A 13,905-nucleotide genomic window follows, 5' to 3' on the forward strand; every position below is an offset into this window, starting at 1 on the left:
TCCATGATTCGTTTACCGAGCTTTTTTAAGCGAAAAACACAGGCTGATGACCTTGAATTAGGTTCAGTCGGGGCGCGCCGCACCACCAAAAAGTTAGCTCCCCGTAGTTATCAGCGCGCAATTGAGGCTGAAGAGCTTGCTTTAACAGAAGATCCAGAACAACAAAGAGCACGCCATCGTTTGATTGGCGCCACCGTATTGGTGCTGATTGCTGTAGTGGGTTTGCCCCGCATTTTGGATAGTAAGCCAAAACCAGCCCCCAATGACATTGCCGTCAATATTGTTACCAGCTTGCCTATGCCGGGTAACGTAGCCAAGCCTGAAAGCAAACCAGAAGACAAACCAAAAGTAGAAACCCCCGTAGAGGCTCCTAAAGTTGTCGTTCCCGCGCCTGAAGTTAAAGCAGAAGTTAAGCCAGAACCCAAGGTAGATGCTAAAACTACAACCCCAGCTCCAAGCAAAGCACCTGCTTTAGGTCTTGCCGCTGGAGAAGAGGTTGTGGCTGCCGCCAGTACAAAAACCAAAACCGATGCAAAACCAAGGGCAGAAGATGCAAGTCCAAAGGTAGACGCTAAACCCGCCGCTGGTAGCGGGAAGATTGTAGTTCAGATTGGCGCTTTTGAATCCGAGGCTAACGTAAAAGCTTTAGTTGCAAAGCTTAAGGCGCAAAAGATTCCTAGCTTTGTCTTGAATAAAACCGGTGCCGATAATGGCAAGATTTATTTAGTACGTGCCGGTCCATACCCAGACAAAGAAGCTGCAGAAGCAGCTGAAAAGAAAATCAAGGCGATGGGTTTGACGCCAAGAATCGTCGAAACTGGTAAGCAGTAATGGAATACTTATCCACCTTAAAGCTAACAACGGTGGATTACTTCACTTTGGTTGTGCTATTGGTTTCTGCGCTAGTGGGTATTTCTCGTGGCTTATTTAAGGAACTGCTTGCGCTGGCCTCTTGGTTTATCGCATCTTGGGTTGCTTATCACTACAGTAATTACCTTGCCACCGAGTGGCTCTCCTCGTTTCACTTAGAGGAGTTACTTACTCTTGGATTAAGTTTTCTCATTCTGTTTGCTGTTTGTGTTGACGCTCATCATCTGTGGATTGTTTGGTGGAGTAGTGCAAAAAATTATTTTGTCTGCAGGGCTAAGTCTTACAGATCGCTTCTTAGGTTTAGTGTTTGGTTTGGCGCGGGGCGCTTTGATTGTGGTCGTGCTTGCTACATTGGCAGCACTAACCCCAATTCCTCAAAGTATGGCCTGGAAGAATGCAATCACCAGACCTGCTATTGATATGGCTACTGGATTCATTAAGGGTTGGCTGCCTGCTGACTGGGCTAAACAATTGAGTGATGCAATGCCTAAAGTAACACCTACCATTACTCCTCAATTAACAATAGGAATCTAGAGATATGTGCGGCGTCGTCGGAACCGTTTCCCACTCCCCAGTAAATCAACTTCTCTATGATGCTTTGTTGCTCTTGCAACATCGCGGTCAGGATGCAGCTGGTATTGCAACAATGAATGGTAATTCGTTCACCATGCATAAAGCCAATGGCCTGGTGCGGGATGTATTTAGAACGCGCAATATGCGTAGTCTTCTTGGTAATGCTGGCATTGGTCAGGCACGTTACCCAACAGCGGGTTCAGCAAGTAGCGAAGAAGAAGCGCAACCGTTTTATGTCAGCGCCCCTTACGGAATTATTTTGGCGCACAACGGTAATCTGACAAATGCACCTAGCCTGCGTGTCGAAATGGCTTATCGAGATCGCCGTCATATCAACACCAGCTCAGATACAGAGGTTTTGTTAAACGTCTTGGCTGATGAGTTGCAAAAAGAAACTAATAGCGCTGCTTTGGATGAGGGCGCCATGTTTAATGCAGTGACTGGTGTTGCTAGCCGTGTTAAAGGCTCTTACGCAGTTGTTTCCTTGATCGCTGGTTATGGCTTGCTAGCTTTCCGTGATCCATTTGGTATACGTCCTCTATGTATTGGGCGGATTGATACACCACAGGGCCCAGAATGGATGGTGGCCTCAGAGTCGGTGGCTCTAGAAGGTCTCGGCTTTACTTTTGTGCGGGATGTGAATCCTGGCGAAGCAATTTACATTGATTTAGATGGCAATTTTTATGCCCGTCAGTGTGTGCCTAATGCAGTATTAACTCCCTGTATTTTTGAGTACGTTTATATGGCAAGGCCTGACTCCACGATTGATGGCGTGACTGTCTATAACGTCCGTATGCGTATGGGTGACTACTTGGCTGAGAAGATTCGCAAAGAAACCAATGTCGATGAAATCGATGTAGTGATGCCGATCCCAGATTCAAGCCGTCCTGCTGCTATGCAAGTAGCTAAAAATTTAGGCGTTGATTATCGCGAAGGCTTCTTTAAGAACCGCTACATTGGTCGTACCTTCATCATGCCTGGCCAAGCGGTGCGTAAAAAATCTGTACGCCAGAAACTCAATGCAATGCGTATTGAATTTAAAGACAAGACCGTTTTGATTGTGGACGACTCTATCGTTCGCGGTACGACTTCATTTGAGATCGTGCAAATGGCTCGGGAGTCTGGTGCAAAGAAAGTGATCTTTGCCTCTGCAGCGCCACCGGTACGTTTTCCAAATGTGTACGGAATTGATATGCCAACTCGTAGCGAATTGGTTGCTTATGGCCGTACTGATGAAGAGATCAATAAGATGATTGGTGCTGATCAATTGATCTATCAAAGCGTTGAAGATATGAAGCAAGCGGTGAGGGATATTAATCCCAATATCCAAAACTTCGAGGCCTCCTGCTTTGATGGCAATTACATCACTGGCGATATCAACGAGTCCTATTTAGATGCTTTGGAAGCGCAAAGAAACTCTTCTGCAGCAAAGGCGGGTCGTCAGCGTCAGCGTGATTCCAGTGACTTTGCACGCTCTCAGCTCCATTTGCATTTGGCGACCGAAGACTAAAAAGCGACAAGAAATTGCCTCTGATGAGGTAATTTTGCAATTCGGTGTCAAAATAGCAGCATGAAGAGTAAAACCACACGCAAAAAGCCCGATTTTTCTAAGCTTGCGCTAGAGACCTTAGCGGTTCGCGCCGGCACTCGTCGTACCGCTGAATATCAAGAACATTCAGAGGCAATGTTTCTTACTTCCAGTTTTTGCTTTGATAGCGCAGAGTTAGCGGCCGATGGTTTTGCCCACGCTGACCAAGGCTTTATCTACTCTCGTTTTACCAATCCTACGGTAAGTATGTTCCAAGATCGCTTAGCTGCATTAGAGGGTGGCGAGGCATGTATTGCAACTGCATCTGGCATGTCTGCGATTCTTACGATGGCAATGGCTCATCTTCAAGCGGGCGATCATGTTGTTTGTTCGCGTTCTGTATTTGGCGCCACGATTCAGTTGTTTACGAACATTCTGGGCCGCTTTGGTATTACCACTACCTATGTCGACTTGGCTGATACCAAGTCATGGCAGGCCGCTGTTCAGCCTAATACCAAATTGTTCTATTTAGAAACCCCTTCTAATCCTTTAACTGAAATTGCTGATATCAAGGCAATTTCTAAAATTGCCAAGAAGGCGGGTGCCTTGTTTGCAGTAGACAACTGCTTTTGCACACCAGCGCTTCAAAAGCCGCTCTCATTAGGTGCGGATGTCGTGATTCACTCAGCCACAAAATATTTAGATGGCCAAGGTAGAGTGGTTGGCGGCGCTATTGTTGGTAGCAATGATTTTGTGATGGGCAAAGTATTTCCTTATGTGCGCACTGCAGGGCCAACACTATCGGCCTTTAATGCTTGGGTATTTTTAAAAGGCCTTGAGACTTTAGAGCTTCGCATGAAGCAGCAGAGTCAGAACGCACTTGCGCTAGCGCAATGGTTGGAAAAACAACCTGGCGTTGAGCGCGTTTACCATCCTGGTCTTAAATCGCATCCTCAACATGCCTTGGCAATGCGCCAGCAAAAAGAGGGTGGCGCGATTTTGTCTTTCACTTTGAAGGGTGGCAAGAAGGCTGCATTTAAGCTCATCAATCAAACCAAGCTTTGCTCTATCACAGCAAACTTGGGTGATACCCGTACGACGATTACGCATCCAGCGACGACCACGCACTGCCGTGTTAGCCCAGAAGTACGTAAAGCAGCCGGAATCTCTGATGGATTGGTGCGCATCGCTGTTGGTCTAGAAAACATCAACGACCTCAAGGCAGACCTCGTTGGCGGACTCAATAAATAATCAAGTCCATCAAGACAAGCCCATGGGTTTTTCGGATGCTACTGCGTTTTGGAACGAGCGCTTTGATAAGGCAGAGTTTATCTTTGGCAAAGAGCCTAATGAATACCTCGTTGAAAAAACTACCCAATACTTAAAGCCAGGCAATCAAGTGCTCTGCATAGCTGATGGCGAGGGCCGCAATGGCGTTTGGTTGGCTAAACAGGGTATGCAAGTAGTCGGCTTTGATGCTTCTGATATTGCGCTGACAAAAGCAAATCAATTTGCAAAAGATAACCAGGTCAAAGTTGACTATTCATTTTCGGATACTGACAGTTACGCATGGCCTGCCAAAACTTATGATGCAGTAGTCGGTATTTTTATTCAGTTTGCTGACCCAGCAATGCGTGAGCGCATCTTTCAAAAGACTTATGAAACGCTCAAGCCTGGAGGTCTATTCATCCTTCAGGGTTACACGCCAAAGCAACTGGAGTACAAAACGGGCGGACCATCATTAATTGAGCATCTCTATACAGAGGAGCTCATACGCGATTTAGCATGCGACTTTAATATTTTGGAGCTTTGCTCTTACGAGAAAGAGCTTTCAGAAGGACCAAGACATACTGGTATGTCAGCTTTATTGGGCTTGGTAGCGCAAAAGCCAGTTTAATCGCTAAAGCGCCTTGGATCGTTGATGGGGCGTAGAGGCATGATATGAATCTTGCTGCCATCTATTTCTACAAAAGTATTTTTCCCTACTTCTAGCGAGAGTCGCTTTACCTCAGCAGCAGACGCTTCCCAGGTAATGGTGTGATTGCCCTCAGCAGTTCTCAATTGAATCACAGCTATTTGACCCAATGTACTGATTTGCTCAACCTGTGCGCAGATCCTGGTATTGCTGGGATCTGAGTGCAGGCTTAATCCATCTCCAGGAATCACCCATGCAACCGGAGTATTCGGAGGAATCTTTCCCTTATCAATCACTTCAAAGATGCGATCACATTCAGACCAGCTGAGTTTGCCGGCGGTAAAAATACCTTCAAATTTATTGCTAATACCAATCAGTTCTGCAACCCGAGAGTTTCTGGGTCTTTCAAACAAAATTTGTGGAGGCGCCGTTTGTAATCCCACGCCTTGATCGATAACGGTGATGCGGTCAGCTAATAGATCGGCTTCACGCAAGTCGTGAGTCACGAGCAGAATGGGAATATTCAAATCCTTGCGAAGCTCGGCAAGTGTTTTATAAAGACCTTGGCGGGTAGGTGCATCAATTGCAGAGAAGGGCTCATCTAGCAATAGTATTTTGGGCGATCTTGCCAGGGCTCTTGCTAGAGCGACTCGTTGCTGTTGTCCGCCAGAGAGTTGGTTAGGCATACGCTGAGCTAATTCACCAATACCCATGCGATCGAGCCATTGTTGCGCTAGGACTCTCCGATCACTCAATCTATCGATAGTGTTGTGCAGCGGAATACAAACATTGTCTACAGCAGATAGATGGGGGAAGGAGGGCGTATTGCTGAAATAAAAATCCACAAGAGCGTTGTGCAGGAGACAAAGCTTTGATGATTCCCTGAATATCATTGGCCTCAAACCATGGTTGACCGTCGCATTCAATTTTGCCGATTTGAGCATTATTCAGGCCCGCAATGGTACGAAGTGCAGTGGTCTTGCCGCTACCTGAGGGGCCCACTAATGCGTGAAGTTCGCCAGCTACACACTCAATATTGAGTTGCAGTGGATTGGGAGTGGTTTGGGAGAGTTGAATTTTGAGCATTAGCTTCTTCTCACCGCTTTGTGTGATGGGCTAAAGAGGCCATACGATAGTGCGATTGCAAACAGTGAGGTGCCTAGCAATAATAACGAGAGCGAACCTGCGCCAGCAGTATCAAAACTTTGTACTTTGTCGTAGATGGCAATCGATACGGTTTTGGTTTCTCCGGGGATGGCGCCACCAACCATCAGAATGACTCCGAACTCTCCGAGGGTGTGAGCGAAAGTAAGAACTGCGGCGCTAGTAATACCGCGCCAAGCCAAAGGCAGCTCGATTAAGCGAAATATTTACCATTTCGATAAACCGCTGACTTGAGCAGCTTCGCGAATCTCCGGTTGAATTGCTTCGAATGCGCGTTGTATCGGTTGAATAGCAAAAGGAAGATTAACGATCAGAGAAGCAATCAGAATTCCTGTAAATGAAAACACAAGCGGGACGCCAAAAATACCTTTTCCACCAAGGCCTACTAATAAGTAGTAACCCAACACCGTTGGTGGCAGAACCAACGGGAGGGCTAAGCCAGCCTCTATCCATGACCGCATTCTCCCCATGCCTTGGAGAGTATGGGCGACCCAGACCCCAAAAGGCAGAATAAGAGTCAAAGTCCATAAAGCCAGCTTTAGCGAGAGGAGCAGGGCCTCTAGGTCAAACATGGGGTGGTCACGATGGAAAAAGACATCCCACTATTTTCACCCATCTTAGGGTAATGGGGGTCACCTACCTGGGCGATTGATGCTAGATTCCCTAATCCCCTTTAAAGTATAGGATTGGGGCAATAATGAAAACCCTAATTAAGGGAGTTTGATGGGAATGAATATGAATTTGCAGCGTCGCGATTTAATGAAATATACGGCAGTATTCGGGCTGATGGCATCTGCTGGATTAATTACCACCGCACAGGCTGAGGAGTGGAACAAAGCCGTCTTTGATGGCAAAAGCCTGGATGAGGTATTCAAAGCCCTTGGTACTGGCACTCCAGAGAAATCTGCAGCAGTGACGATTAATGCACCTGATATTGCAGAAAATGGCGCAGTTGTACCGGTTGGCATTACGACTAATCTAAAAGGAAATCAATTAGCTATCTTGGTTGAAAAAAATCCGAGCCCTATGGCTGTGCAATTTTTTATTCCAGCAGGCACCGAGCCGATGGTAACTACTCGTATCAAAATGGCTCAGACCTCCAATGTCTATGCTTTGGTGAAGGCCGATGGTAAGTGGACTATGGCTGTTAAAGAAATTAAGGTGACTTTAGGTGGTTGCGGCGGTTAATTACCCTCATAACAAACCTCAATACATCAATCAGATAAAGAATAGATAAAGGAAATACGATGGGTGATCCAATGCGCATTCGGGCAGCCGAATCAAATGGTGTTGTCGATGTCAAAATTCTCATGAAGCATGATATGGAGTCAGGTCAGCGTAAAGATTCTGCCGGAAAATTGATTCCTGCTTGGTTTATTTCAACGGTTACTGTCAAAGCCCAGGGTAAAGAAGTATTTGCTGCAGAGTTTGGCTCAGCCGTCTCCAAGGATCCTTTCTTGAGCTTTAAGTACAAGGGTTCAAAGGGAGATAAGCTAACGGTAAGCTGGATTGATACCAAGGGCGATAAGCGGACTGATGAAGCAACCGTCTCCTAAAGTCGCTATGCAAAAACATCACCGTCTTTTATTGAAGGTTGCACTCGCAAGCACTGTGGCGATTGCGAGTGCAAGTTCTTTTGCGCAATCTACTGCTGACGAAATCGCCAAGTACCGTCAAATGATTGCCGATGGAAACCCATCAGAGTTATATGAAGATGCTGGAGCGGAGTTATGGAAAAAGCCAGCAGGACCTAAAAATGCCACTCTTGAAAAATGTAATCTAGGTCTTGGCTCTGGAGTCATTAAAGGGGCGGCAGCGCAGTTGCCAAGATATTTTGCTGATACCAATAAAGTGCAGGACTTAGAGTCACGCTTGATTACTTGCATGTCTACTTTGCAAGGTATTTCTGCTCAGGAAATTATTGATGCGCCATTCCAAAAGGGTCTTAAGAAGGACATGGATGCTTTGGTGGCTTATGTAGTGACCGCATCCAAAGATCAGAAAATTAAGGTAAGCGTTCAGCATCCAAAAGAAAAAGAGGCTTATGAATTAGGTAAGCGTGCTTTTTATTACCAGGGCGGCCCCATGGATTTCTCGTGCGCCACTTGTCATGGTTCTGATGGCAAGCGTATTCGTTTGCAGGATCTGCCTAATTTAACTTCTCAGGCTGGCGCTGCTGCAGGATGGGGTTCGTGGCCAGCTTACCGCGTATCAAGCGGTCAGTTTTGGACCATGGGTCTGCGCTTAAATGATTGCTATCGCCAGCAACGCTTCCCATTCCCAATTTATGGCTCAGAGTTATTAACAGCGGTTTCCATGTATATGGCTGTTAACGCTAATGGTGGCACGATGCAAACACCAGGCTTGAAGCGCTAGGATTAATCATATGAAAACAAAATTATTCCTATCTATTACCACCCTCACAATTTTTTCTTGTGCAGTACACGCTCAATCTAATTTTGATTCTAAGTTTCAGAAAATGATGTCAGAGGGCTTTAGGGCTGAAGGCATAGCAGGCTTGGATCGTATCAAGCAGGACGAAACACAGCGTTTTTGTTCAAACCCAAAACAAATAAATACAAAGCAGGGGGCTGCTAAAGCGATTGAAATTCAAAAAATGAATATGGCTTCGATTGCTCAACCGACGGATGGAAAATATATTGGTAATTGGAAGAGTGGTGAAGCAATTGCTCAGAGTGGTCGTGGCGCTACCTGGACTGATAAGCCTGATACCGTGAATGGTGGTGGCTGCTATAACTGCCATGAGATCGATAAAAAAGAGATCTCTTACGGCAATATTGGCCCAAGCTTGTGGAATTACGGAAAAAACCGCGGGTATTCACAAGAAGTATTGGTTTATACCTGGAATCGGATAAACAATTCAAAAGCCTATAACGCCTGCAGTAATATGCCGCGTTTTGGGCACTTCAAATTGTTAACCCAAGAGCAAATGCAAGATGTCATGGCTTTGTTACTAGATCCGCAGTCACCTGTTAATCAGTAATCTATCAGCATGTCACTCAATCGTAGGGATTTTCTTCAGGCATTAGCCTTTGCTTCGATGGGTGGCATGAGTTTGCAGTCTGAATTTTCTGCTGCACAAAGCCATGCTCAGTCTTTTTATGAATTGCCGAGATTTGGTAATGTGCATCTACTGCACTTTACCGATTGCCATGCGCAACTTCTGCCGATTTATTTCCGTGAGCCCAATGTCAATATTGGAGTGGGGTCGCAAGCCGGCAAGACACCGCATCTTGTTGGCGAATATTTCCTGAAGGCAAATAAGATTGCTTCGCATACTCGGGATGCGCATGCTTTTACGTACTTAGATTTTACTGCTGCTGCTAAGCGGTATGGAAAGATGGGCGGCTTTGCGCACTTATCAACTCTGGTTAAGCAGTTAAAGGCATCAAGACCTGGAGCCTTATTGCTTGATGGTGGGGATACTTGGCAGGGATCGGGGACTGCCTTGTGGACCCAAGGTCAGGATATGGTTACTGCAGCCTTAGCCTTAGGTGTTGATGTCATGACTGCCCACTGGGAAATGACACTTGGTGAGCAGCGCGTGATGGAGATTGTGCAAAAGGATTTCCAGAACAAGATCTCTTTTATTGCCCAAAATATCACTACAACGGATTTTGGTGATGAGGTATTTGCGCCATACGTCATGCGTGAGATGAATGGTGTACCGGTTGCCATTATTGGCCAAGCATTTCCATACACGCCTGTAGCCAATCCAAGATATTTCACGCCAAACTGGACCTTTGGTATCCAAGAGCAAAATCTGCAAAAGACGATTGATCAGGTAAGGCAGAAGGGTGCCAAAGCTGTAGTGTTGCTCTCCCACAATGGCATGGATGTTGACTTAAAGCTTGCGTCCAGAGTCCGAGGCTTGGATGCGATATTGGGTGGTCATACCCATGATGGTGTTCCCATTCCAGTCAAGGTAAAGAATGCCGGCGGTATTACTCTGGTGACCAATGCTGGATCTAATGGAAAATTTTTAGGTGTTTTGGATTTTGATGTGAAAGGTGGTCGAGTAGTGGATTTCCGCTACAAGCTATTGCCAGTATTTTCAAGGCTCATTCCGGCTGACCCCAAAATGAGCGAGCTCATCACACAAATTCGCAAACCTTTTGAAAATCGTTTGAATGAGCAACTGGCTAAAACGGATGATCTGTTGTATCGACGCGGTAATTTCAATGGCAGTTTTGATCAAGTCATTTTGGATGGTTTAATGGCCCAAAAGAATGCCGAGATTGCATTCTCTCCCGGGTTTAGGTGGGGCACCTCTTTGTTGCCAGGTCAATCCATCACGATGGAAAATTTGATGGATCAAACAGCCATCACTTACCCCTACACAACCGTCTCTAATATGACGGGTGAAAACATTAAGACTATCCTTGAGGATGTGGCTGACAATTTATTTAATCCAGATCCGTATTATCAGCAGGGCGGTGATATGGTGAGGGTGGGTGGCCTGCAGTACACCATCGATCCCAATGCCTCCATGGGTAAACGTATTTCAGAGATGCGCCTGAATGGCAAGCTCATTGAGGCTCATAAACAATACCGAGTTGCTGGGTGGGCGCCGGTGAGTGAAGAGGCTAGATCTCAAGGCTCTGAGCCAATTTGGAATTTGATGTCTAGGCATCTTAAAGAGAGCAAGTTCATTAAGCCCCAGAAATTAAATGAGCCCATCATTAAAGGCGTTGCCAATAATCCGGGCATTGCACCCATTCGTTCATAAACTAAAACACTGATCAATGACTATTTCAAATGCACCCTTTTCGTTTCTAAAGCGTTTTCTTCTATTGAGCGCCTTTATTTTTACTGCGCTACTCACTTGTGAGTCTGCTTTTGCGCAAACTAAAGTCGTGTATCACATTGATGATGCGCAAGCGCAAGGCCTCAAGGGCTTGCGCAATATTCGCAATCATTTAGATACCGCCCCGCAAACCAAAATTATTGTCGTTACTCATGCTGCTGGCGTTGACCTGTTGATGGAAGGTGCAAAAGATCAGAAAAACAATATTGAATATGGTCCTTTAGTATCCGCACTCAAATCAAGAGGGGTGGTATTTGAGGTTTGTGAAATTACCCTCAAAAATCGCAATCTCAATAAGAATCAATTTGTGCTTGATGCTGACTTCACTCCATCAGGCGTAGTCAAGATAGCCGATCTCCAATATCTAGATCATTACGCCTATATCAAGCCTTAGACCCTTTGCTTTAATGGCTAAAATAGACAGATGAATACCGTAGACATTACATCGATTGGGCACCAAGCCTTATGGGAGACATTTATTGTTGCTGCATTGCTGGGCGCAATCATGCAGCGTACGAACTTTTGCACCATGGGTGCGATTGCCGATCTTTTTGTGATGTCTGATTTATCCAGGTTGCGTCAATGGGCTTTAGCGATCGGCATTGCTATCTTGGGCGTCATGTTTTTCTCATCTGCCGGATTGATAGATACCTCTAAAACAATTTATACCTCTAGTAAGTTGATGTATTTATCTATCTTGGTGGGAAGTACCTTGTTTGGTTTTGGTATGGTTTTGGCTTCTGGTTGCGGTAGTAAAACCTTGGTACGCATCGGAGGCGGTAATTTAAAGGCATTGATCGTTTTCTTGGTGCTGGGCTTGATAGCCTATATGACTTTACGGGGATTCTTGGCCGTCATTCGCATCAATTTTTTAGATAGCTTTTTTATTACTTTGGGCTCTAACCAAGATCTTCCTAGTATTGTGGGTTCTCAGTTTGCTTTGAGTCGTGCTAGCGCGCATTTGCATTTAATGCTTGGCTTGTTAGTTGGTGGCGCATTTATTCTATTTGCGCTGTTGCAAAAATCATTTTGGACTACTAGAAATATGTTAGCCGGCTTTGGCGTTGGTTTAGCAATTTGCGCTGTCTGGTGGATTTCAGGTTATCTGGCATTCGTTGCCGAAGATCCAAATACTCTCGAGGAAGTGTTCTTGGTCACCAACTCTGGAAAAATGGAGAGCCTTTCGTTTGTTGCTCCTTATGCCTACTTTTTGGATTGGCTCATGTTTTACAGCGATACCTCTAAAGTCTTGACCATTGGGGTGGTTGCTGTTGTGGGGATGGTTTGTGGATCTGCTGCCGTGGCCATCGCTAGTAAGACCTTTCGCTGGGAGTCATTTGTGAATGCTGAAGATACAGTCAATCATATGATTGGCGGGGCCTTAATGGGTTTTGGTGGCATCACTGCTTTGGGCTGCACCATTGGCCAAGGCCTCAGTGGACTCTCCACTCTTTCTTTGGGCTCATTCTTAGCGCTTCCAGGATTTTTCTTGGGCGCGTATTTAGGCTTGCGTTATTTGCAAATGCGCTTAGCCCCAAATCCCTGTGCCTAATTGACGAATCGGAAAACAAATGCAAATTGATTGGCTCAACTTTACTCCTATACCCTCATTGTTCGGCGGCATCATGCTTGGTATTGCGGCCGCATTATATGTTTTCTTGCACGGAAGAATTTTAGGAATTAGTGGGATCGTGTCTGGTTTATTACATGCAGTAAATGGAGATCGTGCTTGGCGAGTTGTCTTCATTCTTGGGCTATTAACGGCACCATTTTTAGGCGCTGTATTTTTTGATGTGCAACCCATTATTGAGGTGGATGCAGATTGGTTTGCAGTAATGCTAGCGGGAGGTTTAGTTGGCTTTGGCGCTCAGTATGGTTCGGGATGCGCTAGCGGCCATGGTATTTGCGGATTATCCCGCCTATCCCCTCGATCATTGGTGGCAACACTGTCATTTATGGCCGCAGGTTTTTTGACAGTCTTTGTTCTGCGTCATTTGATTGGAGTCTGATATGAAAAAACATTTCAGTCTTTACAGTCAATATGCCATTGGTGTTCTCTTTGGATGGGGTCTCATTATTTCCGGTATGAGTAATCCACACAAGATCTTGGGGTTCTTAGATTTAGCTGGCTCATGGGATCCCTCATTATTGTTTGTGATGATTGGCGCAATCATCGTGGGTCTTGGGGGCTTTTATATTGTTAGCAAAAGAACTGAGGCCTTTTTTGGTGGCGCCTTACATATCCCAAAGAGACGGGACATTTCCAAGCCTCTCATAATTGGAAGCCTGATATTTGGAGCCGGATGGGGTATTGCTGGCTTTTGTCCTGGCCCCGCGATCGCCGCCTTGGGGGCTGGGCATCTGAAGGCTTTGCTTTTCCTGGTCGCCATGTTGGCGGGTATGGAAATTTGCGATCGCTTCTTTAGCGCGCATAAGAACGCCCCCTAAAAGCTGATTTAGGACAGTCTGATTTAGAATCAATCCTATTATTAGTGATTATTTCTGAATGAAGAGGGTGCAATGAGTCTTCCCATTACTTGTCATAATGACCAATTTGGTACATTAGGTCAGATCGATCCAAGCCATTTGGCTGAGATTGCTCAACAAGGTTACAAGAGCGTGATTAATAATCGCCCCGATGGCGAAGGTGGTCCAGATCAGCCCAAAAATGCAGATATTCAGGCTGAAGCTGAGAGGTTGGGTTTGCATTACGCTTATCTACCAGTGGTTCCTAGTGCAATGACTGTAGAGCAGGTGAGAGAGATGGCGCGCTTGTTAAAGACTTTGCCTGGCCCTGTACTTGCATTTTGTCGCTCTGGTGCACGCTCAACCAATTTGTATCAACTTGCCTTGCAAGTGCAATAAGGCCTCACTGCGAAGCATGCGTATTGCCATACCCGAAGAGCGCAAGCTGGTTCACGAAATGATCATGCCTATTCGTTGGGGTGATATGGATGCCTATGGTCATGTCAACAATACGGTCTACTTTCGTTATATGGAACAAGCTCGCGTTGAGTGAATCACCTC

Annotated in this window: 20 protein-coding genes and 1 pseudogene; 17 read left to right on the forward strand and 4 right to left on the reverse strand. The window is 45.8% G+C overall.

The features are described 5' to 3' along the window. The first annotated feature begins 3 nt into the window (after positions 1-3). The 6 genes and pseudogenes from DXE33_RS02385 (at position 4) to DXE33_RS02405 (ending at position 4,868) form a co-directional block, all read left to right on the forward strand. Positions 4-831 (forward strand): SPOR domain-containing protein, encoded by an 828-nt coding sequence (locus DXE33_RS02385; RefSeq protein WP_114638471.1) that lies wholly within the window; start codon positions 4-6, stop codon positions 829-831. Beyond that, positions 831-989: pseudogene (locus DXE33_RS10335) on the forward strand (CvpA family protein); the annotation flags it as partial. The gene DXE33_RS02385 and the pseudogene DXE33_RS10335, both read left to right, overlap by 1 nt. 91 nt (positions 990-1,080) lie before the next feature. Continuing rightward, positions 1,081-1,404, forward strand: a complete 324-nt coding sequence (locus DXE33_RS10340) for a CvpA family protein (RefSeq protein WP_269460009.1) — start codon at positions 1,081-1,083, stop codon at positions 1,402-1,404. 4 nt (positions 1,405-1,408) lie between these two features. Then, positions 1,409-2,953, forward strand: coding sequence for an amidophosphoribosyltransferase (gene purF / locus DXE33_RS02395; protein WP_114638472.1), 1,545 nt, complete (start codon positions 1,409-1,411; stop codon positions 2,951-2,953). 60 nt (positions 2,954-3,013) lie between these two features. Beyond that, positions 3,014-4,222, forward strand: a complete 1,209-nt coding sequence (locus DXE33_RS02400; RefSeq protein WP_114638473.1) for an O-succinylhomoserine sulfhydrylase — start codon at positions 3,014-3,016, stop codon at positions 4,220-4,222. Continuing rightward, positions 4,203-4,868: a class I SAM-dependent methyltransferase gene (locus tag DXE33_RS02405; RefSeq protein ID WP_231970330.1), complete on the forward strand. Its 666-nt coding sequence runs from the start codon at positions 4,203-4,205 to the stop codon at positions 4,866-4,868. The genes DXE33_RS02400 and DXE33_RS02405 overlap by 20 nt, the downstream gene beginning before the upstream one ends. Here DXE33_RS02405 and DXE33_RS02410 read toward each other — a convergent pair. Genes DXE33_RS02410 through DXE33_RS10025 form a run of 4 tightly spaced genes read right to left on the reverse strand, consistent with a single transcriptional unit; the run spans position 4,865 to position 6,622 of the window. Then, positions 4,865-5,641, reverse strand: a complete 777-nt coding sequence (locus DXE33_RS02410; protein ID WP_408634169.1) for an ABC transporter ATP-binding protein — start codon at positions 5,639-5,641, stop codon at positions 4,865-4,867. The two genes, DXE33_RS02405 and DXE33_RS02410, sit on opposite strands and share 4 nt — an antisense overlap. Position 5,642: 1 nt before the next feature. Continuing rightward, a complete protein-coding gene (locus DXE33_RS10015) occupies positions 5,643-5,972 on the reverse strand; it encodes an ATP-binding cassette domain-containing protein (RefSeq protein ID WP_231970332.1) in 330 nt (109 codons plus the stop codon). Next, positions 5,972-6,232: an ABC transporter permease gene (locus DXE33_RS10020; protein ID WP_231970333.1), complete on the reverse strand. Its 261-nt coding sequence runs from the start codon at positions 6,230-6,232 to the stop codon at positions 5,972-5,974. Before DXE33_RS10020 ends, DXE33_RS10015 begins: the two co-directional genes overlap by 1 nt. A 24-nt stretch (positions 6,233-6,256) precedes the next feature. Further along, positions 6,257-6,622: an ABC transporter permease subunit gene (locus DXE33_RS10025; protein WP_231970334.1), complete on the reverse strand. Its 366-nt coding sequence runs from the start codon at positions 6,620-6,622 to the stop codon at positions 6,257-6,259. 163 nt (positions 6,623-6,785) lie between these two features. Here DXE33_RS10025 and soxY point away from each other — a divergent pair, with 163 nt between their 5' ends. From soxY to DXE33_RS10030, 11 genes are all read left to right on the forward strand, one after another. Continuing rightward, positions 6,786-7,238, forward strand: coding sequence for a thiosulfate oxidation carrier protein SoxY (gene soxY, locus DXE33_RS02420; protein WP_114639696.1), 453 nt, complete (start codon positions 6,786-6,788; stop codon positions 7,236-7,238). A 59-nt stretch (positions 7,239-7,297) separates the two neighbouring features. Continuing rightward, positions 7,298-7,606 (forward strand): thiosulfate oxidation carrier complex protein SoxZ, encoded by a 309-nt coding sequence (gene soxZ / locus DXE33_RS02425; RefSeq protein WP_114638475.1) that lies wholly within the window; start codon positions 7,298-7,300, stop codon positions 7,604-7,606. Further along, complete coding sequence (gene soxA / locus DXE33_RS02430) at positions 7,587-8,426, forward strand: sulfur oxidation c-type cytochrome SoxA (protein ID WP_231970335.1); 840 nt, start codon at positions 7,587-7,589, stop codon at positions 8,424-8,426. Before soxZ ends, soxA begins: the two co-directional genes overlap by 20 nt. Positions 8,427-8,436: 10 nt before the next feature. Further along, positions 8,437-9,054 (forward strand): sulfur oxidation c-type cytochrome SoxX, encoded by a 618-nt coding sequence (gene soxX, locus DXE33_RS02435; protein WP_114638476.1) that lies wholly within the window; start codon positions 8,437-8,439, stop codon positions 9,052-9,054. Positions 9,055-9,063: 9 nt separating this feature from the next. Continuing rightward, the gene (gene soxB / locus DXE33_RS02440) at positions 9,064-10,800 is read left to right on the forward strand and encodes a thiosulfohydrolase SoxB (RefSeq protein ID WP_114638477.1); all 1,737 of its coding nucleotides are present in this window, start codon (positions 9,064-9,066) and stop codon (positions 10,798-10,800) included. 16 nt (positions 10,801-10,816) lie between these two features. Continuing rightward, positions 10,817-11,272, forward strand: a complete 456-nt coding sequence (locus DXE33_RS02445) for a DsrE family protein (RefSeq protein WP_114638478.1) — start codon at positions 10,817-10,819, stop codon at positions 11,270-11,272. Positions 11,273-11,302: 30 nt separating this feature from the next. Further along, positions 11,303-12,430, forward strand: coding sequence for a YeeE/YedE family protein (locus DXE33_RS02450; RefSeq protein WP_114638479.1), 1,128 nt, complete (start codon positions 11,303-11,305; stop codon positions 12,428-12,430). A 19-nt stretch (positions 12,431-12,449) separates the two neighbouring features. Continuing rightward, entirely contained in the window at positions 12,450-12,887 is a 438-nt protein-coding gene (locus DXE33_RS02455) for a YeeE/YedE family protein (protein ID WP_114638480.1), read from the forward strand. Position 12,888: 1 nt separating this feature from the next. After that, positions 12,889-13,326 (forward strand): DUF6691 family protein, encoded by a 438-nt coding sequence (locus DXE33_RS02460; RefSeq protein ID WP_114638481.1) that lies wholly within the window; start codon positions 12,889-12,891, stop codon positions 13,324-13,326. Positions 13,327-13,398: 72 nt separating this feature from the next. Further along, positions 13,399-13,743, forward strand: coding sequence for a TIGR01244 family sulfur transferase (locus tag DXE33_RS02465; protein ID WP_114638482.1), 345 nt, complete (start codon positions 13,399-13,401; stop codon positions 13,741-13,743). 16 nt (positions 13,744-13,759) lie between these two features. After that, positions 13,760-13,897, forward strand: coding sequence for an acyl-CoA thioesterase (locus DXE33_RS10030; RefSeq protein ID WP_231970336.1), 138 nt, complete (start codon positions 13,760-13,762; stop codon positions 13,895-13,897). The last annotated feature ends 8 nt before the right edge of the window (positions 13,898-13,905 follow it).

The sequence above is a fragment of the Polynucleobacter necessarius genome (genome assembly GCF_900096765.1).
In the GTDB taxonomy this organism is placed as follows: domain Bacteria; phylum Pseudomonadota; class Gammaproteobacteria; order Burkholderiales; family Burkholderiaceae; genus Polynucleobacter; species Polynucleobacter necessarius_F.